The organism is Bradyrhizobium sediminis, from assembly GCF_018736085.1.
In the GTDB taxonomy this organism is placed as follows: domain Bacteria; phylum Pseudomonadota; class Alphaproteobacteria; order Rhizobiales; family Xanthobacteraceae; genus Bradyrhizobium; species Bradyrhizobium sediminis.
The window spans coordinates 3,145,701-3,167,670 of sequence record NZ_CP076134.1 but is presented as its reverse complement, the minus strand read 5'-3'; the positions used below and the strand labels follow the sequence as shown (position 1 = coordinate 3,167,670).

21 protein-coding genes are annotated in these 21,970 nt (G+C 63.2%); 8 read left to right on the top strand and 13 right to left on the bottom strand.

Going from position 1 to position 21,970, the window contains the following annotated elements; all coding sequences use genetic code 11:
* Positions 1-31 precede the first annotated feature (31 nt).
* From KMZ29_RS15325 to KMZ29_RS15315, 3 genes are all read right to left on the bottom strand, one after another.
* Complete coding sequence (locus KMZ29_RS15325; RefSeq protein WP_215620040.1) at positions 32-718, bottom strand: CBS domain-containing protein; 687 nt, start codon at positions 716-718, stop codon at positions 32-34.
* Positions 719-782: 64 nt separating this feature from the next.
* Entirely contained in the window at positions 783-3,173 is a 2,391-nt protein-coding gene (gene lon, locus KMZ29_RS15320; RefSeq protein WP_215620039.1) for an endopeptidase La, read from the bottom strand.
* 9 nt (positions 3,174-3,182) lie between these two features.
* Positions 3,183-3,587, bottom strand: a complete 405-nt coding sequence (locus KMZ29_RS15315) for an Hsp20/alpha crystallin family protein (protein ID WP_215620038.1) — start codon at positions 3,585-3,587, stop codon at positions 3,183-3,185.
* A gap of 251 nt (positions 3,588-3,838) precedes the next feature.
* Here KMZ29_RS15315 and KMZ29_RS15310 point away from each other — a divergent pair, with 251 nt between their 5' ends.
* Positions 3,839-4,867: a ribose-phosphate diphosphokinase gene (locus KMZ29_RS15310; protein WP_215620037.1), complete on the top strand. Its 1,029-nt coding sequence runs from the start codon at positions 3,839-3,841 to the stop codon at positions 4,865-4,867.
* Between the two features lie 8 nt (positions 4,868-4,875).
* Here the strand turns inward: KMZ29_RS15310 and KMZ29_RS15305 are convergent, their stop codons facing one another.
* Positions 4,876-6,018 (bottom strand): hypothetical protein, encoded by a 1,143-nt coding sequence (locus KMZ29_RS15305; RefSeq protein ID WP_249779700.1) that lies wholly within the window; start codon positions 6,016-6,018, stop codon positions 4,876-4,878.
* A gap of 53 nt (positions 6,019-6,071) precedes the next feature.
* Here KMZ29_RS15305 and KMZ29_RS15300 point away from each other — a divergent pair, with 53 nt between their 5' ends.
* Positions 6,072-6,779: a dienelactone hydrolase family protein gene (locus KMZ29_RS15300; protein ID WP_215620036.1), complete on the top strand. Its 708-nt coding sequence runs from the start codon at positions 6,072-6,074 to the stop codon at positions 6,777-6,779.
* Positions 6,779-7,441 (top strand): phosphoribosyltransferase, encoded by a 663-nt coding sequence (locus tag KMZ29_RS15295; protein ID WP_215624281.1) that lies wholly within the window; start codon positions 6,779-6,781, stop codon positions 7,439-7,441. Before KMZ29_RS15300 ends, KMZ29_RS15295 begins: the two co-directional genes overlap by 1 nt.
* Positions 7,442-7,456: 15 nt before the next feature.
* Here KMZ29_RS15295 and KMZ29_RS15290 read toward each other — a convergent pair whose 3' ends face one another.
* Positions 7,457-8,056 (bottom strand): hypothetical protein, encoded by a 600-nt coding sequence (locus tag KMZ29_RS15290; RefSeq protein WP_249779699.1) that lies wholly within the window; start codon positions 8,054-8,056, stop codon positions 7,457-7,459.
* Between the two features lie 111 nt (positions 8,057-8,167).
* Positions 8,168-8,389, bottom strand: a complete 222-nt coding sequence (locus KMZ29_RS15285) for a ChaB family protein (protein WP_215620035.1) — start codon at positions 8,387-8,389, stop codon at positions 8,168-8,170.
* A 151-nt stretch (positions 8,390-8,540) separates the two neighbouring features.
* Between KMZ29_RS15285 and ftsH the strand changes: the two genes are divergently transcribed.
* The 4 genes from ftsH (at position 8,541) to KMZ29_RS15265 (ending at position 13,911) form a co-directional block, all read left to right on the top strand.
* Positions 8,541-10,385 (top strand): ATP-dependent zinc metalloprotease FtsH, encoded by a 1,845-nt coding sequence (gene ftsH, locus KMZ29_RS15280; protein WP_215620034.1) that lies wholly within the window; start codon positions 8,541-8,543, stop codon positions 10,383-10,385.
* 107 nt (positions 10,386-10,492) lie between these two features.
* Positions 10,493-13,066, top strand: a complete 2,574-nt coding sequence (gene mgtA, locus KMZ29_RS15275; protein WP_215620033.1) for a magnesium-translocating P-type ATPase — start codon at positions 10,493-10,495, stop codon at positions 13,064-13,066.
* A gap of 163 nt (positions 13,067-13,229) precedes the next feature.
* Positions 13,230-13,694, top strand: coding sequence for a baeRF12 domain-containing protein (locus KMZ29_RS15270; RefSeq protein ID WP_215620032.1), 465 nt, complete (start codon positions 13,230-13,232; stop codon positions 13,692-13,694).
* 28 nt (positions 13,695-13,722) lie between these two features.
* Positions 13,723-13,911, top strand: a complete 189-nt coding sequence (locus KMZ29_RS15265; RefSeq protein WP_215620031.1) for a hypothetical protein — start codon at positions 13,723-13,725, stop codon at positions 13,909-13,911.
* Positions 13,912-13,933: 22 nt separating this feature from the next.
* Here the strand turns inward: KMZ29_RS15265 and KMZ29_RS15260 are convergent, their stop codons facing one another.
* The 7 genes from KMZ29_RS15260 to KMZ29_RS15230 form a co-directional block, all read right to left on the bottom strand.
* Positions 13,934-14,644: an ABC transporter ATP-binding protein gene (locus KMZ29_RS15260; RefSeq protein WP_215620030.1), complete on the bottom strand. Its 711-nt coding sequence runs from the start codon at positions 14,642-14,644 to the stop codon at positions 13,934-13,936.
* Entirely contained in the window at positions 14,641-15,876 is a 1,236-nt protein-coding gene (locus KMZ29_RS15255; protein ID WP_215620029.1) for an ABC transporter permease, read from the bottom strand. Before KMZ29_RS15255 ends, KMZ29_RS15260 begins: the two co-directional genes overlap by 4 nt.
* Positions 15,873-16,865 carry an efflux RND transporter periplasmic adaptor subunit gene (locus tag KMZ29_RS15250; RefSeq protein ID WP_249779698.1) on the bottom strand — a complete coding sequence of 331 codons (993 nt, stop codon included), beginning with the start codon at positions 16,863-16,865 and terminating at the stop codon, positions 15,873-15,875. Before KMZ29_RS15250 ends, KMZ29_RS15255 begins: the two co-directional genes overlap by 4 nt.
* Positions 16,866-16,989: 124 nt before the next feature.
* Entirely contained in the window at positions 16,990-17,403 is a 414-nt protein-coding gene (locus KMZ29_RS15245; protein WP_215620027.1) for a translational machinery protein, read from the bottom strand.
* A gap of 158 nt (positions 17,404-17,561) precedes the next feature.
* Positions 17,562-18,389: a universal stress protein gene (locus KMZ29_RS15240; RefSeq protein WP_215620026.1), complete on the bottom strand. Its 828-nt coding sequence runs from the start codon at positions 18,387-18,389 to the stop codon at positions 17,562-17,564.
* A 14-nt stretch (positions 18,390-18,403) separates the two neighbouring features.
* Complete coding sequence (locus KMZ29_RS15235; RefSeq protein WP_215620025.1) at positions 18,404-19,231, bottom strand: universal stress protein; 828 nt, start codon at positions 19,229-19,231, stop codon at positions 18,404-18,406.
* Positions 19,232-19,437: 206 nt separating this feature from the next.
* Entirely contained in the window at positions 19,438-19,725 is a 288-nt protein-coding gene (locus tag KMZ29_RS15230; RefSeq protein ID WP_215611771.1) for a hypothetical protein, read from the bottom strand.
* Between the two features lie 385 nt (positions 19,726-20,110).
* Here KMZ29_RS15230 and KMZ29_RS15225 point away from each other — a divergent pair, with 385 nt between their 5' ends.
* On the top strand, positions 20,111-21,922 hold the full coding sequence (locus KMZ29_RS15225; protein WP_215620024.1) for a carbamoyltransferase family protein: 1,812 nt from the start codon (positions 20,111-20,113) through the stop codon (positions 21,920-21,922).
* Positions 21,923-21,970 lie beyond the last annotated feature (48 nt).

Here is a 21,970-nt window from a genome sequence, read left to right as displayed (position 1 = left end):
GAGGCAACGGGTTGCCGGCGGCGACCCTAGTTCAGGCCCATGTGCCGCCTGAGTACGTCACCAAATTGTCATTCACTGCCCGGACGCCGGCAGCGGCTTCCGCCGCGACCTTGATGGCTTTGCGCTCGGCCTTCGATTCCGCAACACCCCAGAGATCGACGACGCCATCGGATACGGTGACGTTCAGCAGTCCCGTGTGAGCCCAAGGCTCTTTCCTCAGACTGGAGAGGATACGCTCGCGGATGTCCTGGTCGGACGGCGTCATCTCGATCAGCTTGCGCCCGGTAGCCACCGCCTGAAGCAGATTGGATCGGCTGACGATACCGACAAGCTGACCATTCTCCAGGACAGGCAATCGCTTGATTGCGTTCTTCTCCATGGAGGTAGCGACTTCGTGAAGCGGCGTATCGGGAGCTGTAGCGATGACGCTGCGGGTCATGACATCCGAGACCTTGCGGCCGTGAGCCTTGACATATTCGGTGGCGAGCGTGTCGTTCTGGATAAATGCCTGAAGCCACCAGGAGCGCTGTCGCTCCGTGCCGGCCTCCACGCGATGCAGGAGATCGGCTTCGCTGACGATGCCGACTATCTTGCCGGTGTCGTCCAATACCGGCGCCGCGCTGATTCTCTTATCCAGAAACAGTCTTGCGACCTCCTCCACGGTCGTGGAGGGCTTGACGGTGATGACCGGCGAAATCATGACATCGCGGACTAGCATGGCAAATCTCCATCAATAATATTTTCATTTAAGGGCGAGGCCCCGCTGCTGTCGTTGATTCAGGTCAAGCTGCGGTAGCCGGCGCGGCCTTGGCTTCCAGCGCCGCGGCGATGGCGTCGTCGACCCGCTCGAGCCAGATAAACTCCAGCTTCTCGCGGGCAGTCAGCGGAATGTCATCGAAGTCCCGCCGGTTTCGCGCCGGCAGCATGACGCGGGTCAGTCCGGCGGCGGCGGCGGCAACTACCTTTTCCTTGATGCCGCCGACCGGAAGCACGAGGCCCCGCAGCGAAATCTCGCCGGTCATGGCGGTGTCGCTTCTGACCGTACGATCCGTAAGCAGCGAGGTCAGGGCGGTAAACATGGCGACACCCGCGCTTGGTCCGTCCTTTGGCGTAGCGCCGGCGGGGACATGGACGTGGATGTCGCTCTTTTCGAACAGCGCGGGATCGATGCCGAGCTGCGCGGCGCGGCTCTTCACCAGCGTCAACGCCGCCTGCACGCTTTCGCGCATGACCTCGCCAAGCTGGCCGGTCAGGATCAGCGCGCCCTTGCCCGATGTGCGGGTAGCTTCGATGAAGAGGATGTCGCCGCCGACCGGGGTCCAGGCGAGCCCGGTGGCGACGCCGGGCACGCTGGTACGCATGGCGATCTCGCTTTCGAATCGGGGCTGGCCAAGCACATCAGCGATATCCTTGGTGGTGAGGGCAACCCGGCTTGCGCTGCCTTCCGCAACCTGAACCGCGACGTTGCGGAAGGCCTTGCCGATTTCGCGCTCCAGGCTGCGGACGCCAGCCTCGCGCGTGTATCCTTTGATGATCAGCCGTAACGCATCCGCGTCGATCTCGACCTGTTCCGCCTTCAGCCCGTTGGCCTCGAGCTGGCGGCGGACCAGATAGCGCTGCGCGATCTCCAGCTTCTCGTCTTCGGTGTAGCCGGCGAGACTGATGATCTCCATGCGGTCGAGCAGGGGCCCCGGGATGCTGTCGAGCATATTGGCGGTGGCCACGAACACCACCCGTGACAGATCGAACGGTACCCCGAGATAGTTGTCGCGGAAGGTGGCGTTCTGCTCGGGGTCGAGCACCTCCAGCATGGCGGCCGAAGGGTCGCCCTGAATGCCGCGCCCCATCTTGTCGATCTCGTCGAGCATCATGACGCAGTTGCGCGCGCCCGCCTTCTTGATTGCCTGGATGATGTTGCCGGGCAATGCGCCGATATAGGTGCGCCGATGACCGCGGATTTCCGCCTCGTCATGGAGGCCACCGAGGCTGACGCGCACGAACGGCCGCTGCATCGCGCGGGCGATGGATTGCCCCAACGAGGTCTTGCCAACGCCGGGCGGGCCGACGAAACAGAGAATGGGCGCCTTGCCCTGCGGCGCCAGCTTGCGGACCGCGAGATATTCGACGATCCGGCTCTTGATCTTCTCGAGGCCATAGTGATCCTCGTCGAGAATGCGCCGCGCACCGGCGATATCGATCAGCTTTTCCTCCGGCAGGCTCCAGGGCAATTCGATCAGCCAATCGAGATAGCTGCGGACCATGCCGGCTTCGCCGGCCGCCTCCGGCATCCGCTCGTAACGGCGGACCTCCTTGCGCGCCTGGCTTTCCGCCTCCGGCGGCATCTTGGCCCTGGTGATGGCTTCGTTCAGCTCCGCGACCTCCTGCGCCTTGCCGTCGCCTTCGCCGAGCTGGCGCTGGATGGTGGCCATCTGCTCGCGCAGGATCGCCTCGCGCTGGCGCTCGTCGAACGTCGCCTTGGTCTGCTTGCCGATCTCGGCGCTGAGCCGCAGCACTTCGATGCGCTCGGCCAGATGCCGCGAAACCTTGTCCATGCGAAGCGCAAGGTCGACGGTCTCGAGGATCTCCTGCTTCTCCTGCGGCTTGATATCCATGTAGGAGGTCGCAAGGTCGGCCAGTGTCGAGGGTGAAGTGGTGCCTTGCAGCATGGCAATCAATTCCTGCGGCGCTTGCGGCAACAGCTCGGCGGCTTCGATCGCCTGCCGCTGCAGATTCAGGAAGTGGGCCTCGATTTCCGGCGAACTCGCCGTGGGCTCCGGGATGTGCAGGACACGGGCCGCGAGGAACGGCGTGCCCGGCAGGAAATCGAGTACCCGGATGCGCTGGACGCCCTGGCAGACGACATGGTGTGTTTCATCGGGGCCGGTGATGTAGCGCACGATATTCGCGAGCGTGCCGATACGGTAGAGATCGTCGGGGCCGGGCTCGTTCACCTCGGGATCGCGCTGCAACAGCAGGCCGATCTGCCGCTGTTCGCGCACGGCCTGTTGGGCGGCCGCGACCGATTGCGGCCGGCCGATCGTGATAGGGAACACCACCCCCGGAAACAGCACGGTGTTGCGCACCGGCACGATGATGAGAGCGTCCGAAGGTATCGAAACCGGTTGCTTGGAGGCTGGGCCGGAGGCGGGGGCGTTGCTATCATTGACCGACATGGACATTCCTCAGGACTTGGCGAGGCGCAAGCCGACGCAGCCGTTGGCGGCGAAGCGGGTGATGGTGTAGCGGCCGAGCGGCAATTTGATGCGCCGTTCGAAGTGCCCTTGCGGCAGCTCGAGACGGAGGATCCGCGCGTTACGCAGTTCCGGAGGCAGCACCCGGTGTCCGCTGACGACAAGGATTCCCTGGTCGATCACGGCTTTCACCTCATTGGGGTCGACGCCGGGCAGGGCGATAAAGATCAGCACCTCGCTGTCGGTCTCCAGCACGTCGATCGGCGGCTCCCAACTCGGCTCGCGCGAGCCGACCAAGGGCTGCAGATTCAAAAACTGCTGGTGTAGACGCTCGGCCCGGGCAAGCGTCTCGATGGCGTCGGACAGCATCCAGTTGATGGGGTCCTTGGGGGGCATTCATGTCTCTCCCGTCCACATTCAATTGCTAGATAGGGTCGCGCTCGGCTTTTTGCCAAATGTCGGCCGCACGCCGAATTGATTGATCGCAACTGATCGGCGCTCCGGCCGGGATGTTATTGACCCAAATCAAGCGCCGGTTCGATCCGATGCCTATCAAAGATGACAATCCAGAGCCGGACTTTCGCTGGAATCGGGCCGATCCTTGGTGCCGGCCCGTCACTCTCGTTTGAAGATTGGGATGGCGTGTGATGGAAAATAAGACCTGGTCGCCCGCTGCCGCCGGGCCGGTTGCAAGTCACCGTCTGCTTCGGCTGTTCGCCTTGAACGGAACCGACGAGCTCGGCCGCGAGATCGGCAATATCCTCGGCCATTCCCTCAGCGCGCATGAGGAGCGGGAGTTCGAGGACGGCGAGCACAAGGCAAGGCCGCTCGATCCCGTCGGCGGCGCCGACGTTTACGTGATCCACAGCCTTCATGGCGGACCGGAGCAAAGCGCCAACGACAAGCTCTGCCGGCTGCTGTTTTTCATCGGGGCATTGAAAGACGCAGGCGCCCGGCGGGTCACTGCGGTCGCGCCCTATCTCTGCTATTCGCGAAAGGATCGCCGCACCAAGGCGAACGATCCGGTGACGACACGTTACGTCGCGGCGCTATTCGAGGCGATCGGCTGCGATGCCGTGATCACGCTCGAAGTGCACAACGAGACGGCGTTCGAGAATGCGTTTCATTGCCGCGCCGTTGCGCTCACTGCGGCGCCGTTGATGATCGACCGGATCAAGGCCACCGTCGGCAACGAGCCGCTTTCCGTGATCTCGCCGGATCAGGGAGGCGGAAAGCGGGCGGACTTGCTGCGGGAAGCGCTGGAAGCCGTGCTGGGCCGCCCGATCGGCAAGGCGTTTGCCGAAAAACGCCGCAGCGGCGGGGTGGTTTCCGGCGACCTGTTCGTCGGTGACGTCGATGGCGCCACCTGCATCATCGTCGATGACCTCATCAGTACCGGCGGCACGCTGGTGCGGGCGGCGCGGGCCGCGCGTGCCCGTGGCGCGCGTCGGGTCGTGGCCTGCGTTGCCCATGGCCTGTTCATGCCGGGGGCCGAAACGGCACTCGCCGATCCGGCCATCGATCGCATCATTGCCACCGACGTTGTGCCGCCGTTCCGGCTGCCCGCCGGCCCGGTGCGCGACAAGCTCGATATCGTGCCGGCCGCGCCGCTGCTGGCGGAGGCGATCCGCCGGCTCCATGAAGACAAGGCGCTCGGCGATCTCTTGGTATTCTGAAGGCGGTCTCAGCGGCTTGGCCGAGCCTTGCGGCCATCGCCGAGAAGACGTTCGAGGCGCGCGGCATCGGCTGCCGCAAGCTCGAGATAGATGCGGGCCTGGCGAGGCCATTTCTCGGGGGTGCGAGGATTGGCGTCGAACAGATGGGCGATCGACAGGCGCGCGCGCAGCATCGCCCGATGACTGCGATAAAACAGGAAAAGCCCGCTACGGGCGTCGTCATCGAGGGCACGCGCCAGATGCCGCCTGATCCGCTCGGCCGCCCACAGGCCGCCGAGGCGCTCGCATTCCAGATGCAGGAAGGCGATCTCATCGAGGGGGTCGAGCGCCCGCAAATTTCGGTCGAATTCCAGGCAGTCGATGATGGTTACACCGTCGCGGAGCCAGATATGTTCGGGGCGAAGGTCGCCATGGGCATCGACGTATCGCCGCGCGCGAATTCTTGCCAGCAGCAGCGCGGCGCGTTTCGCGGAAAAGCCGCGCTGGACCTGAGCGATCCGCTCCACGCGCCCTTGGGGAAGGCCGAGGCGGGCGTCGAACAGCACACGGCAGTTGTCCCGGAGCGCCTTCTGCCATCCGGCAAGATACTGCTCGGGGTCGAGCTGGACCCGGGGCGCATGCGCGTAAAACGCGCCGAGCCGAGCCGCGACCCGATCGACCTGCTGGGGCTTGAGCCAGCCCCCACGCAAAGCCTCCTCCAGCGTCGCATTTTCCTCGAGCCGGCGCATCACCACCAGCCAATCGACCACCGGTCCGTCGCCGGAGATGGCGAGACCGGATGGCGAGATGGTCAGCGGGACGACGTCGAGATAGACGTCATGGGCGAGCCGTCGGTTGAGCAGGAATTCCGCACGACAGGCGGCCGCGCGCCGTTCCAGGGTTGAAAAATCGAGATAGGCGAAGCGAACCGGCTTCTTGAGCTTGTAAACGCGATTCCCGGCCAGGAAGACCCAGGACATGTGGGTCTCGCGGGTGACCACTGGCGCTGGCGCGCTGGAATACGATGCCGACTGGCTGAGAAACCGCACCTTGTCGCCGAGCGTAGGTGCGGCTTGATCACAAGGATATCTGCCGGCCTCCGGTAGCGTTTGCAAAGGCTTCATTGTTGAAAACCTAATTCGATCTATTCCGTCCGGTTTGATGCTGATCAAGACCGGTACCGGGCCGGGGGATAGCATTTTTCTTGAAACGGAGGGAACCGGTCATGCATCGAGCCCCGGCATCCAGCGGCGAAGATGGAAACAAGGGTCCATCGACCGCTTTCGCCCGTGATGTGCAGATCCCACCCCTTGGCCTGGCAGGTACCCTGAGGCATCCGGCGCAAGCTCAAGCCCTGATTATCTTCGCGCATGGCAGCGGTTCCAGTCGCTTCAGCCCGCGCAATATTCAGGTTGCGGAAGCGCTCAACCGCCGGGGCATGGCGACTTTGTTGTTCGACCTGCTGCTGCCCGAAGAAGAGGCCGAGCGCAGCAATGTGTTCGACATCAAGCTGTTGGCGCAGCGGCTGACGCAGGTGGTGCGCTGGGCCCGCGACGAGCCGGGCGTGAGCGCTCTGCCAATCGGATTGTTCGGAGCCAGCACCGGCGCGGCGGCGGCGCTGGTGGCGGCAGGCGTGCTCGGTGACCACATTGGCGCCGTCGTTTCGCGCGGCGGACGTCCCGATCTCGCGGGTGACATCCTGGCCGACGTGAAGGCGCCGACGCTTCTGATCGTCGGAGGTGAGGATTTCGGCGTGATCGAACTCAACCAATGGGCGCTGCAGCGTCTTGAAGCCGAAAAGGCGATCGAGATCGTGCCGGGCGCAACGCATCTCTTTCCGGAAGCCGGCGCGCTGGATGCCGTTATTGAACTCGCCGCGGACTGGTTCGAGCGCCATCTCGCTGGCAATCGCAAATCGGATGCACATCGATGATGACATTCAGGGACAGATCGGATGCCGGCCGCCGATTGGCCAAAGCGCTTTCGGCTTATAAGGGCCGCAATGTCGTCGTTCTCGCCTTGCCCCGCGGTGGCGTCCCCGTCGCGGCAGAGGTTGCCGAGGCGCTGGATGCTCCCCTCGACTTGGTCCTTGTTCGCAAGATCGGCGTGCCGTCCCAACCGGAGCTGGCGATGGGGGCAGTGGTGGACGGCCCGGCGCCGATTGTCGTTCGCAATCAGGAGGTGATTGAGCTTTCGGGCACGACAGCGGAAGAGTTCGACGCGGTGTGCGCAGAGGAACTGTCGGAGATCGAACGCCGGCGCAAGCTCTATTTGGGAGAACGTACCCGGGCGCCGATTGCGGGGCAGGTGGTCATCATCGTCGACGACGGCATCGCAACCGGCGCGACGACGCGGGCGGCACTGCAGGCCATCCGTAACCGCAAACCGAAGGAACTGGTGCTTGCCGTTCCCGTGGCTCCCCCCGACACGATCGAGCGATTGCGCGCGGAAGTCGATGCCCTGATTTGCCTGGAGATGCCGGAATTGTTTGGCGCGATCGGCTATTTCTATCGGGACTTCCGGCAGGTCGGGGATGAAGAGGTCGTGGAAACCCTGAAGCGCTTTCCGGTCAAGGGAAAGACTTCGATCGCCTGAGAGTGCAGGCCGGCGCTAGTCTGCGATGCCCGCTTCCTTGTCGGGCCGCTCCGCCTCCGTTTCTGCCTCCGCGCTGGAGACCGCGCCGGTAAGCCCTCGGGCCGGCGCATGCTCCTGCTGGCCCTGGCGCGCGAGCTGCTGGCTGGCGATCACCTTCTGCCACAGCCGCAGGATATTTTGCTGGGTTTCTGCCGCGATGAAGCAGTGGCCTTCGCGGTCGAAGCCGCAGAATTTCGCGCTCGCATCGCCGCAAGCGCGACCGAACGCCTGGTTGATGAGGTCAAGGCAGGCCACGACCTGAGCCGCATCAGGCAGACGGACATGGTGGGCGATGTCGATCAGCCGGAACGCCTCGATGTTGGGCTGGCCGAAGACGGCGCCCTGGCGGCCGAACTCGAAGAACACGTTGACGGCAGGCAGTGCGCCCTGAATCTGGGACAGGATGGCGGCAGCGTGTTCTTCGCTGCAGACCGCCAGATGCTCGGCATGGGGCTTGCCGTTCTCTGCCGGTGGCGCCTGCAATCCGAGGGACGTCATCACCTCGCGCTCGATCCAGCGCCGGACTTCCGGGGGAGCGGTGCGAATCTGTTCCGAACTCAACGTGATGCCAATCATGATCTCGCCTCCTTGGTTGGCGGTCAGTCGCATCGTTCGGCGATGGGGATGTTGATCGGGATCAATCGGGATGCGCGGCGGGGGCCAGCCGCCGGGTTCAGGTGTCGGCCGTCAGTCGGACTCGCGTGGAATCCAGCGGTCGCCGGATTTTTCATATTTGCGTTTGACCGCCGCCCAGGCAACGCGGTGCGCGGTACTCTCGCGCTGTTCGGGACCGCGATCCGCATACTGCGTCCAGGCGCTATTGAAGGCGCCGAGATAGATTTCCTGCGCATGCAGCGGCAGATGGGCCTGGATCGGTGGGGGGAGGTCTTCGACTGTCAGGTAGGGCAAGCCAACCCTCCACGTTCGATGCGACGCCGGGCGGTATCAAGACGCCTCAAAATCTACATAAACGCCACGAGATCGCGCCAATTGATCCAGAGCAAGCGGCCGGAACCCGCGGCTGGTAGAAATCTCAGGAGAGTTCCGGCCGGAGAATGAAATGGAATCGGACCCATCGTCACGCAAGCAGAGCATTGCCGTTGGCTATATTTTCGCCGCCAGCATCGGCATGCTGCTGCTGCAATGGATTCTGGCGACCTACAATACCGTCGACACCATTCCCTACAGCGAATTCGAGCAGCTCGTCGCCCAGGGCCATGTCACCGAGGTTGCCGTCGGCCAGGATACCATCCATGGAAAACTGAAGGACAAGTTGCCGAGCGGCAAGTCGGCCTTCGTCACCGCGCGCGTCGATGCGGCGCTGGCGGAAAAGCTGGAGGCCAAGGGCGTTCAGGTCACCGGCGTTCCGTCGGGCGGGCTGTTCCAGACCATTCTGTCATGGATCGTGCCCGGGCTGATGTTCTACCTGATCTGGGTGTTCCTCGGACGCCGGCTGGCGGATCGCCAGGGTTTTGGCGGCCTGATGTCGATCGGAAAGTCGCGGGCCAAGGTCTATGTCGAGAAGGACACCAAGGTCACCTTCGCCGACGTCGCCGGCGTCGACGAAGCAAAATTCGAACTGCAGGAGGTGGTCTCCTTTCTGAAAGATCCCAAGAGCTACGGTCGGCTTGGCGCCCATGTGCCCAAAGGGATATTGCTGGTCGGACCGCCCGGCACCGGCAAGACCTTGCTCGCCCGCGCCGTGGCCGGCGAGGCCGGGGTGGCGTTCTTTTCCATTTCCGGCTCCGAATTCGTCGAGATGTTCGTCGGCGTCGGCGCCGCCCGGGTCCGCGACCTCTTCGATCAAGCGCGCAAGGCCGCGCCCTGCATCATCTTCATCGATGAACTGGACGCGCTTGGACGCAGCCGCGCGCCCGGCGCCTTCGGCGGCTACGATGAAAAAGAGCAGACTCTGAACCAGCTGCTCTCCGAACTCGACGGCTTCGACCCTTCAGCGGGCGTTATCTTGCTGGCGGCGACCAACCGGCCCGAAATCCTCGATCCCGCGCTGCTGCGGGCAGGACGGTTCGACCGGCAGGTGCTGGTGGACCGTCCGGACAAGGGCGGCCGTGTCGCCATTCTCAAGGTGCATGTCCGGAAAATACGTGTTGGCAAGGATGTAGATCTCGACAAGGTCGCGGCTCTCACCACCGGCTTCACCGGCGCCGATCTCGCCAATTTGATCAACGAAGCGGCTATCGCCGCGACCAGACGCAATGCCGAAGAGGTGTCGTTCGACGATTTCACGATCGCGATCGAGCGGATCGTTGCCGGGATCGAGAAGAAGAGCAGGGTGCTCAGCAAGGAGGAGCGCCGCAGGGTCGCCTATCACGAGATGGGTCACGCCCTCGTCGCCGCGAGCCTGCCGGGCGTCGATCCCGTGCAGAAAGTCTCGATCATTCCCCGCGGCGTCGGCGCGCTCGGCTACACCATGCAGCGACCGACCGAAGACCGTTTTCTGCTTTCGGCCAGCGAACTCAAGAACCGCATCGCCGTGCTGATGGGCGGTCGCGCCTCCGAGCGGCTGATCTTCGATGGCGACATCTCGACTGGTGCGGCCGACGACCTGCAGCGGGCGACCGAGATCGCCGTCGAGATGGTCACGAAATACGGCATGGATGCGAAAGTGGGGCAGCGAACCTATGCGCCCCGGCCGCAGGCCTTCCTGCCGTCCCTTCAGGATACGGTCGTCAGCGCCGCGGAAGCGACGGGGCGCGAGATCGATCTGGCCGTGCGCGATTTGATCGAGGCGGGCGACGCCTGCGCGCGCGCCATTCTCGAAAGGCGGCGGGCCGATCTCGATGCCGGCGTGCAACTCTTGATCGCCAGAGAGACCCTGACCGTGGAGGAATTCGCGCCGTTGCGCCCGGTTGCCGGGCGGGAAGCTGAGAAGGCGACTGCTTGAAAGGCCGCGGCGTGAGGAGCCGTAGAGCGTCTGCGAAATCCAGTCTTTTGGGATTTTCCGGGAACCGGCGCTGCCAAGCTCCAGCAGAGTCTGAGTCCAGGATCGAAATGAGCAGTCCAGGCATTGATGCCCCCTATTGGAGCCAGGATGCCGCCGCGCTCAGCGCGGCGTTAGGGTCTGGCCCCGGAGGCCTTCCGTCGGAGGCCGCCGCGGCAAAGCTTCGCCTGGTCGGCCCCAACAGCGTTGAAGAAGAATCGCAGCTGAGCGCACTGCGTTTGCTTCTGCGCCAATTCGAGAGCCCGCTCGTTCTCATTCTGATATTTGCCGCTGCAATTTCGCTGCTGCTACAGCAATGGGTAGACTCGGCCATCATTCTGGCGATCGTGGTCGGAAGCACGCTGCTCGGCTTCTTTCAGGAATACCGGGCATCGACGGCGGTCGAGGAATTGAAGCAGCGGCTGGCGCTGACGTGCCGCGTCATGCGGGACGGCGTTGAACTGGTTGTGCCCGTGAGCGTTGTCGTGCCCGGCGATCTGATCCTGCTGTCGGCAGGCAATCTGATTCCCGCTGACGGACTGGTGATCGAAGCGGAGGATTTCCTGGTCACCGAAGCCAGCATGACGGGAGAATCCTTTCCCGTCGAAAAGCGGCCCGGGATCGTCAAGCCGGAGGCCGCGCTCCCGGCCCGGACCAACGCAGTCTTTCTCGGCGCGTCGGTGCGAAGCGGAACGGCGAAGGTCCTCGTTGTCGAAACCGGTCACCATACTGCGTTCGGGGCGATCGCGGCACGGCTCAGAACCCGCGAGCCCGAGACGGATTTTGGGCGCGGCGTGCGCCAATTCGGATACCTTCTGATCCGTGCGATGGTCGTCATCGTTTTGTTCGTCCTGACCGTGAATCTGCTTCTCGGTCGTCCGGTAATCGAGTCCCTCCTGTTTGCCGTTGCGCTTGCGGTCGGTCTGTCGCCCGAACTGTTGCCGGCGATCGTCAGCGTCACCCTGTCCGCCGGCGCCCGGGCCATGAGCCAGCGCGGCGTCATCGTCCGCCGCCTGGAAGCCATCGAGAACCTCGGCAGCATGGATATTCTATGCACCGACAAGACCGGTACGCTGACCGAGGGAACCATTGTTCTCAATGGCGTCCTCGACCCTGAAAATAGGTCATCTCAGGAGGTCAGCCGGCTGGCCTTTCTCAATGCGGCATTCGAGACCGGTATCGACAATCCGCTTGATGCCGCGATCATAGCTGCAGGAAAGACCGCGGGCCTGACGACGCAGGGCTTTACGAAGATTGACGAAATCCCTTACGACTTTCTTCGCCGCCGGCTGACCATCGTCGTGGCGGAAGACGGCAATCCGACGCAGCACCTTATCGTTACCAAGGGCGCATTCTCAAACGTGCTCGACAACTGCTCATCGCTCGAACGGGATGCCGTCGATATCCCGCTCACGATCGAATTGCGCGCTCAACTCGATGCGGTCTTTCAAGCCAAGGGGGCCGAGGGGTTCCGGGTGCTGGCGGTGGCGACCCGCAGGGTCGCGGCCAGGCCGCGCTATGGTCGCGATGACGAACAAGGCATGACTTTTCGCGGGTTTCTCGTCTTCCTGGACCCGCCCAAGCTGGAAGCTCAACGAACGATCAAGGATCTCGCCCGGTTGGGTATTCGCATCAAGGTCATAAGTGGAGACAACCGCTTTGTGACGGCACATCTGGCGGCAGCCGTAGGCCTCAATGCGAAGTCGATACTCACCGGCAGCGACCTCGGGAAACTCCGGGATGAGGCATTGTGGCACCTCGCGCCGCGGACCGATCTCTTCGTGGAAATCGATCCCCAGCAGAAGGAGCGGATCGTCCGTGCCCTGCAGAAAACCGGCCACTCGGTTGGATATCTCGGCGACGGCATCAACGACGCGCCGGCCCTGCATGCCGCCGATGTCGGCATCTCGGTCGAGGAGGCCGTGGATGTCGCCCGTGAGAGCGCCGACATTATCCTGCTGAGCCGCGATCTCGACGTCCTGCGCGTTGGGGTCGAGGACGGGAGGCGGACCTTCGCCAACACGCTCAAGTACATTTCGATTACCACCAGCGCAAACTTCGGGAACATGCTGAGCATGGCGCTGGCGGCGCCGCTGCTTCCATTCCTGCCGCTGGCGGCCAAGCAGATTCTGCTGAACAATTTTCTTTCCGACGTGCCGTCGATCGCGATCTCGAGCGACAATGTCGATCGCGACCGCGTCCGCCAGCCTCAGCGCTGGCACATCGGGGACATTCAGCGTTTCATGGTGGTCTTTGGGCTGATCAGCTCGGTGTTCGACCTCGTGACATTCGCTGTGCTGCTCCTGGTCTTTCATGCCGATCAACCCACGTTTCAGACGTTCTGGTTCATAGTCTCGCTGCTGACTGAACTTGCCGTCGTGCTTGTGCTGCGGACGCACAAACCCGCGTTTCGCAGCAGGCCCAGCGGCTTACTGTTGTGGACTACGCTTGCGGTGGCCGTCGCCACTCTCGCGATCCCGTTCCTCGGGTCCCCGGGTGCGGTGTTCGGTTTTGTGCCGCTCTCAGCCCTCCAAATGGGTGCCGTCATTGTGATCGTCATCGGCTACATTGCCGCGACGGAAGCAGCGAAATTCTGGTTCTATCGAGGCAAGTCAAGGCGGGGCATTCGCATGCGGGTTAGTTGACCTGATGGAAGGTCCGCTCCGTGCTCCTGCAATCGGGAAAGGGCGCCGACATAAGAATGTTTTCCCCCGCGCGCCTTGATGCTGATCAAGCCGGAAAACTGCGGCGGCCCTAGCGTTATTGAACTAACGTGCTGGCGAGAGCCAGAGTTTCCGAGAGGACCACATGAACAACCTCAAGATCCCGCATAATGCTTTCGTGTTCGTCGGCGATGGCCGCAAGGCCCTGTTCCTGCGCAACGATGGCGATGAAAAATTTCCCAATCTCAAGACCGAGACGGTCTTTGCGGAGGAACATCCGACCAGCCATGACCAGGGCACCGAGCGCCCGGGCCGCGTCAGCAAGGCTTCGCAATCGGGCCAAAGAAGCACCGTCGCGCCGACCGACTGGCACGACATCGAAGAGCATCATTTCGCACGAAAGGTTGCTGCCGCCCTGGAGCAGGTGATCCGCGAGCGGAAGGTGCAGGCGCTGGTGGTGGTGGCTCCGCCGAGGACCCTTGCCGACTTGCGCGACGCTTTCCATGCCGACGTGAAGGCCTGTATCGTGGCCGAGATCAACAAGGATCTGACCAAGCATCCGGTGTGGGAAATCGAGAAGCATCTGACCGGCGATGCCAATTCACACTGAGGCGTCGCGGCGGCCGGCGGAGGAGCAGATGGGCGACTTAAACAGAGCGGCGTCGCCGCCGCGAAAGGGCCTGCCTTCGGAGCAAACCGATGAGGCGCCGGGCCTGATCGACAAGGATCGCGTCGAGGTCGAACGCGAAATCCCCGCGGAGGACAACCAGCCCATCGAAGGCGCCGAGCCGCATCAGCGGCCCGATCCGCCGGCATTCGAGGACTGAAAGCGTCGTCGTGTTTCCGGACCTATGACGGGGCGCCGGACACGGCGACCTCCTCGTCCTTCGCCAGCCGGCCGTCGACGACATGAATCCGGCGGTGCATCTGGGCAGCCAGATTGAGATCATGGGTGACGGCGACCACGGTTTTTCCGCGCAGCGCCACCAAGTCGCGCAGGATGCCGAATACCTGCGTGGTGGAGACCGAATCCAGGCTTCCGGTCGGTTCATCCGCGAGGATGACAGGGGGATCGTTGGCCAACGCCCGCGCCACCGCGACGCGCTGCCGCTGGCCGCCGGACAATTGATCCGGGGTCTTGTGGCGATGATCGCCGAGCCCGAACGATTCCAGGAGTTCCTCGGCGCGTGCGGTGATGGCGCGCGGCGACAATTTGCCCAGCGCCCGCATCGGCAATGCGACATTTTCGGTGATCGAGAATTCCGGCAGCAGAAAATGAAACTGGAAGACGAAGCCGAGGCGGGTGAGCCGCACTTTCGCGCGCGCGTCCTCGGTCATTGCGGTGGTGGAATGGCCGTCGATCAGGACTTCGCCCGATGTCGGAATATCCAACAGCCCCAAGAGATACAGCAGCGACGATTTGCCGGAGCCGGACGGGCCGGTGATGGCGATGAACTCGCGCGGCATGATGGAGAGGTCGATGTCCTGCACCAGTGTGACCGGGACGATCCCGCCGAGGACTTTGGTCACGCCCCGGGCCTCGATCAGCGCCGTGCTCATGTCGCGCCCCTGATGATGTCGACGGGGTGCAGCCGCGCCGCGGATCGGGCCGGGAAATAGCCGGCCACCAGGCTCGACACCAGCGCCACGCCGGTGGCGAGCAGATAGTGTTTGACCGAATAGAGCACCGGCAGGTGGTTGTAGTCGGAAAATGGGGTCTTGAATTCCAGCGACGCCAGCCCGCGGGTCAGGAGATAGCCGAAGATCCAGCCCAGCACAGCGCCGACCAGACCGACCAGCAGTGCCTCGACGATGAAGACGGTCCGGATGGTTTGGTCCCTGAAGCCCAGCGATTTCAGGATGGCGATGTCGCGGGTCTTCTCATGGGTGATGGTGGAAATGATGTTGTAGGTGCCGAAACTCGCGACCAGGAGGATCGCGCCGACGATCGTATACATCAGCACGTTGCGCAGCGTGATCGCGGACAAGAGATCCTCCTGCGCCTCCTGCCAGGAGATCGACTTATAGCCGGTCTGTTCACCGATCCGCTCCGAGATCAGGCGGGCCGCCATGGGATCATGGGTGCGCACGCGGATCTCGTTGACGATGCCGGTTTGCTTTTCCAGGATCTGCGCGGTCTTGAGCAGGACATAGCCGGTGGTCTCGTCGGTCATGCGGAAGCCGGTATGGAAGGTGCCGACCACGGTGGCGTTCATGGTGGCGCCTTCGGCGGAAGCCAGCGTGATGTTGGAGTTGACCCGCGCGCCGATCTTGTTGGCGAGGCGGTCGCCGAGCAGGATGGCGTTGGACGACCGATATAGTGAGTGCAGCGTTCCCTGCTTCATGTGGGTTGCCAGATTGGAGACATCGGCCTCGGTGCGGGGATCGATGCCGATGATCGAGATGGTCAGGTTGCGCCCGGCAAACCGCAGCACCGCCTTCGACTGTACCGACGGCGTCAGCGCGCCCGGCACCCAGCTATGCAGCGACGCGATGGTGGCCATCGGATTCTTGATGCCTGGGCGCCGGACGTCCGGCGTCAGGCCGTGGAATTCGGCGGCGGCGTAGGCGATATCCGCCGGTTGCCGCGTCGGCTGCCGAAGTTCATCGGTGATCGAAATATGCGGCAGCGCGTCGACCAGGGTCCGGATGAAATCGTCCTGCGATCCCTCCATCATTGCCGCCATCATCACGGAGAATCCGACGCCGGTCATGACGCCGGCAATCGCCACCAGCGTCTGGCGGGCGCGGTGGCGGACATGGGTCCAGGCTATGGTCAGGATCAGGTTCACCGCACGGCCGGCTCGGCGAGCAGCGGCCGGACCCGCGACCCGTCCTGGATATTGGTGGTGGCGGGCGAAGCGACCAGTTCACCCTCGCTGGCGCCGCCGACGATCTCGACGAAGCCTGTGCCGCGAATGCCGGTCTCTACCTTGTGCAGGCGCGCCCGATCGTTTTCGATCATCAGCAGGCTGTTGTTGACCACGGCGTTGGCGGGGACCAGCAGGACATCCCGCTTCTCCCGGCTGACGATGTTGGCTTCGACGCTCATGCCGACCCGCAACGGCGTATCTTCGGGCAGGCCGATCCGGACGCGGAATGTCTTGGAGACGGGGTCGCCGGCCGGCGTAATCTGTTTCACGAAGCCCGGCAGCACCTGATTGGCGAAGGCGTCGGTGCGCAGCAGCGCTTTCTGGCCAACCCGAACGCGGGGGATATCCTCCTCGTTGACGTCGGCGACCACCCATAACGGCTTTTCCAGGCCGACGCGGTAGAGAATCGTGCCGGGGTCGACCATGTCGCCGACTTCGCCGTCCTCCTTGAGGACGGTGCCGTCCATCGGCGCGACCAGTTTGAAGTATTCCAGCCGCTGCGTCTGGGCGGCGATCTGCGCATGGATACGCGCAAGGTCGCTTTCGGCGCGCTGATAGGCCTGCGAGGTCGCGACCCCGCGCGCCAGCAATTGCGACTGGCGGTCGAATTCCCGGCGCTGGAATTCCTCCAGCGCGCGCAGGTCGTTCAGCGTAGCCAGCGCCTCCTTGTCGTCGAGGCGGGCGAGGACGTCGCCCTTCTTGACGCTTTTTCCCTCGCATCGGCAACGTTCGATGATGCGGCCGCGCACCAGCGGCGTCGAGCGCGACCAGGTCTCGGGCTCGACCGCGCCGGTGGCATAAACGATTTCAGCGGCGGCGCCGCGGGTGACCCGAACCACCGTAATGGCCGGTCCGCGCGACATCCACCACGCGATAGCCGCCAGCGATGCGGCGAGCAGCACCGCCATCAGCAGTTTCCATGGAAATGGACGCCGGTCGTTCGCCGCCGGCCCGGTTGCGGTTTCCGTCGTTTCGGTTGGCGCAACCCTCATGTCCATGATCAATCAAACCCCGGCTGACCGCGGCACGGGGTCAGCCATTGGCCGCCCCGCTTGCCGCCGCTACCCTCGGGGGAGCGATCTTGAAATGCTTCTTGGCATAGGCGACGATCTCGCGATCGCTGGGATGATCGGCGGGCTCCACGGCCACGATGCGATCGCCGATTTTCGAATGTTGCTCGCGGAGGAATTTGGCAAGCTCCGCCTTGGCGCCGGCAGGGCCGATGATCAGGATTTCGCTGGCGTCGCTGACGGCGTTCATGACCTGCGTCAGAAATTCCTTGTCCGGCGCCGCATGGCCGCTGCCGATCGAGCCGGCCTTGTGGTGCAGGTACTTGGCGGGTAGATGCCGATGCATGACCATCTCGTCATCGCCGGTACGTCCGACATGGAATACCTTGACCTGCGCGTGGTCGATCCAGACGATCGCGTGGAAGTGGGGCGGCATTTTCGAATCCGTTTTGTACAGCGATCGGCTGCCAATTGTTCAATGGATACGCGCGCATGCGGCATTTTTGAGCCCGGCGGCGCATTTAAAGAAAAATTACCGCAATGCGGGATCGGTCGATTGATTCAAGTCAATCGAACAATGACGTCCTGCCGGGATCAGTGGACCAGGAGCGCGCAGGTCGAGCCGTGCTGTAGGAGGTGACGCGTCACCCCGCCGAATATCCACTCGTGGAGACGGGTATGTCCGTAAGCGCCGGCGACGATGATATCGGCCCTCGCTTCGGACGCGATGGCTTCGAGCTGACTGCCGGGGGCACCGGCGGACGGTTCGACCCGTGCCGACGCCGGGACGTTATGGCGCTGAAGCCATTTCGCCACGTCGGCGACGCGCTCATTGGCAGCGCCCCGTTCGCTCTCGTCGGAGGTGATCTCGACGATGATCAGTTCCTTGGCTCGCTTGAGCAGCGGAAGCGCCGCCGGAAGCGCCCGCCGCGCCTCGGCGGAATCCTTCCACGCAATCAGGATGCGATTGAAGGCGAGGCTGGTGCTGCGGGGCGGCACGACCAATACAGGCCGGCCTGCCTTCATGACGGCATCGCCGATCTCGAGCAGATGGTTCGGGCCGAGGAGATTGTAGTTCTCGGCGCGGCCGACCACCAGGAGATCCGCGGCCCGGGCTTCCTGCACGAGAAAATCCACGGGGTAGGCGGCGTCCGATCGCCATTCCAGCGCACCGTTGAAGTCCTTGAGTGCCGACCGGAAGTGACTCTCGCAGCGGCCGATGGCCTGGTTCAGCTGTTCGTAATCGGCTTCAAGCACGTTCGACGCGATCATGCCGTCGGCATGAATCGGCACGTTGGGAAGGCCGGCCGTGACTCCGATCACCTTCGACTTGAACCGGTCGGCCAGCTCGCAGGTCACGCGCAGGGCAGGCTCGCTGTATTGTTCGAGGTCGAGATGTACCATAATCGTTTTATACGTCACGCCGCCCTCCCGACTTAGTGCGAGATCAACGCCGGGACGGTGAGCGATTCGAACATGCCGCGCGTCGCGCCGCCGAGGACGAACTCCCGAAATCTGGAATGCCCGTAGCCGCCCATCACGATCAGATCGGTGTCGTTGTCGGCGGCCAGCGACAGAATCGCGTTGTGGATATTGGATGTGGCTGCCGTCAGCCGATGAGGGGTTGCGGGCAGGTCGCGTCGGGCGAGATGGGTGATGAACGCCGCCAATGACGCTTCGCCGACGGTATCTTCATTCTCGTTGACGGTCACGACGTCGATGGCTTTCGCCTTGCGCAGAAACGGCGCGGCATTGTGGACCGCCCGCGCCGCCGGCGCGCGACCATCCCAGCAGATCAGCACGCGATCTGCCTTGAAGGCGCCCCGGTTGATATAGGGCACCATCAGCATCGGCCGTCCGGATCCGAACAGCACCGCCTCGGATATGAAATCGGTCTGGCTCGGCTTCGAGCTATCGGGTTGACCGACGATGTTCAGATCGTAGAGGCGCGACAGCTCGGTCACGGTGCGGGTCGCGGCATAGGAAACGTTGAACGTGCTCTTGGCGTCATGCGGGATGTTGAGGCGTCTTGTCACGATCTCGAACTGGTCGAGTACGACGGCGGCCTGCTCGACGCCGGTTTCGTACTGAGCGGCCATGACGACGGCGGAAGCCTCGAACGCTATCATCGGATTCAATGCCTGATAGGCGCATGCGATGCCGTCGAGATGGGCTTCGAAGAGACCGGCGACTGCCGCGGCGCAGTCGATCAGGGGGCCGGCAGGCCGATCGACGGGAAGAAGGACGGCGATATCGTTCAACATGCTGGGTCGCTTTCTGGCTAGGTGGCCTGATTTCACAGGAAGCGATTATGCCCGCCGATGCCCGGGGCATTTTGATCTATCTCATGCCAGACGCTGGACGCTGGTCGAGCCCGATCCAAAAAAAATCAGGTGCGCCGGCTGACCGACGCTCCTGATTTTCTGTTCCGATCAGGCGTAGCGAATACGCCGATTCAAGTCGCGATCAATCAATACGGGCAGATCACCCGGCCCCAGCGCGGGCTGAAATAGCAGCCGCGACCGCGCACGATCGGCGGCGCGACATAGATGCCATAGCCGCGACCATAGCCTCTGCCGCGATAATAGCCCCTGCCACGATAATAGCCGCGGCCTCGACCGCGGCCCCACTGGGCTTCCGCCGACGAAGTGGATGCCGCCAGGAAGAGACCCGACGTGCCGACGACGCTGACCATGTAAACGAAGACCAAAGCCGCCGCGGCGATGATCCGCGAAACGATATTGTAGCGTTTAGCCATTAGGGATCTCCTGGGTCATTCCAATCGCCGTCAACTCTCAGCCGGTCTCAGCCGACTTGGGAGACCTGCCTTCTGTTCCGGCAGCCTTATAAGTTCATCAGAAAAATGTTGTTCTTGTGACTTTTCAAGATGCTATTGGGAGGCGCAAGCGAGGTCAAGTTACAGTGTCTGTCGGCCGAAGATGGGGAAGTGGTTCAAACATCCGACTGCATTTGAACAAATTGTGCATTGCGCCATCCCCGCCTTCGTGACGCGATGCGCCGATTCCGCCAAAAATGGACACCAATCCTGCCAAAGCGAATTTTTTCAAGACTAAGATTCGCCCTCGCGTCCCGACATTGATCCAGATCAAATCCCAAATCCAGATCACCTCAAAAGAGTATCGATGCCCAAACAACACACCTACGTTCTCGGTCTGAATACCTACGACCACGATGTGAGTGCCTGCCTGCTGCGCGACGGCGCCATTGCCTTCGCGATCGCCAAGGAACGGATCACGCGCGAGAAGCACGCTACGGGATTCTACCAGGAGGTGATCGACTATTGCCTGAATGCCGAGGGTATCACGCTTGATGATGTCGATCTGGTCGTCCGCAATTGCTACATTCTTCCAGTCCCGGAAATGGAGGAACGGCTGGTCTATCAGGACATGCCTGGCTTCCTGCCCCCACACGAGCGTGCCGGGGCTCCAAAGCATCCGCTGTACCTGTCGCATTCCGATAAAGTTGTCTCGATCTCCCACCATCTGGCGCACGCCTACAGCGCCTTTGCGGTATCGCCGTTCGAGGAAGGCGTTGTCATGATCGTCGACGGCGTCGGCAGCTATCAATCCGACGTCATGGAGCCCTATCCGCCGACCGACACTGCCACGCCGCTCGCCCGCGAGTCCGAGAGCTATTACAAGTTCAGCGGCTCGAAACTCGAATGCCTGAAGAAGGTCTGGATGGAGCCCGATCGCGGCTTCCTGAGCGACGAATTCTACAACATGCCCGGCCTTGGCGCGCTCTACAGCCGGGCCTCAACCTACATTTTCGGCGACTGGAACAAGTGCGGTGAGCTGATGGGGCTGGCGCCATATGGCCGGAAGGAGCAGGTCAGGCAACTGCTCGAACTGACCGACGGCAAGCTGCACGTCCCGCACTGGACCAGGGAATTCAACCAGCCCTACGTCATGGACGGCGACGAGAAATGGGAAACCAGCCCGTCGATGCGGCATTGGGAGGATATTGCCTGGCGGGTGCAGGACGACACCGAAAACGTGCTGCTCGCCCGCGCCCGGTGGCTGCGCGAATCCACCGGCGCCAAGAACCTCACCATCGCCGGCGGTGTCGCGCTGAACTGCGTCGCCAATGGCCGCGTGGCGCGGGAGGCCGGGTTCGAGAACGTCTGGATCCAGCCGGCGGCCGGCGACGACGGCATCGCGATCGGCTGCGCCTATTACGGCTGGCTCGAAATTCTGAAACGGCGCCGCGCCTTTGTGATGGATCATTCCTATGTCGGCAGACGCTACACCGATCAGGACGTCAGCAACGCCGGCGCGAAGTTTCTGGTGCGCATTCAAACCTCGGCGGTGCGCAGCGACGATATCTGCCGCGACACGGCAAAACTCCTGGCCGAGCAGAAGGTGATCGGCTGGTTCCAGGGAGCTTCCGAGTTCGGACCTCGCGCGCTCGGCAATCGCAGCCTGCTGGCCGACCCGCGCAAGGCCGGCATGAAGGACATCCTGAACCGCCGCGTCAAGCACCGCCAGCCGTTCCGTCCCTTCGCGCCGATCGTTCTCGCCGAACGGGCCAGGGAGATATTCGAAGGTGAAGAGGATTCGCCGTTCATGCTGATCGCCAAGCGCGTTCGTCCGGAATGGCGCGACCGGATTCCGGCGATCGTCCATGTCGACGGGACCGCGCGCGTTCAGACCGTCCGCGCGGAGACCAATCCGGTGCTGTACCGCCTGCTGAAGGAGTTCGAGGCGCTGACCGGGGTTCCCGTGCTGATCAATACGTCATTCAACGTCAAGGGCGAACCGATCGTGGAGACGCCGCGCGACGCCATGATCTGTTTCCTGACGACGGGGATCGACAACCTGATACTGCACGACACCGTGGTCTCGAAAAACGCATGGCACAGGGTCGTCGGACCGCTGGTCGGCATCTACACCGATGTGGCAAACTTGGTGCTGTCGAGCACCCGCCCGGTATGACCGGCCGCGCCGCCTGATCCGCCGACGCGGGGCCCCCCGGGGGGCGAA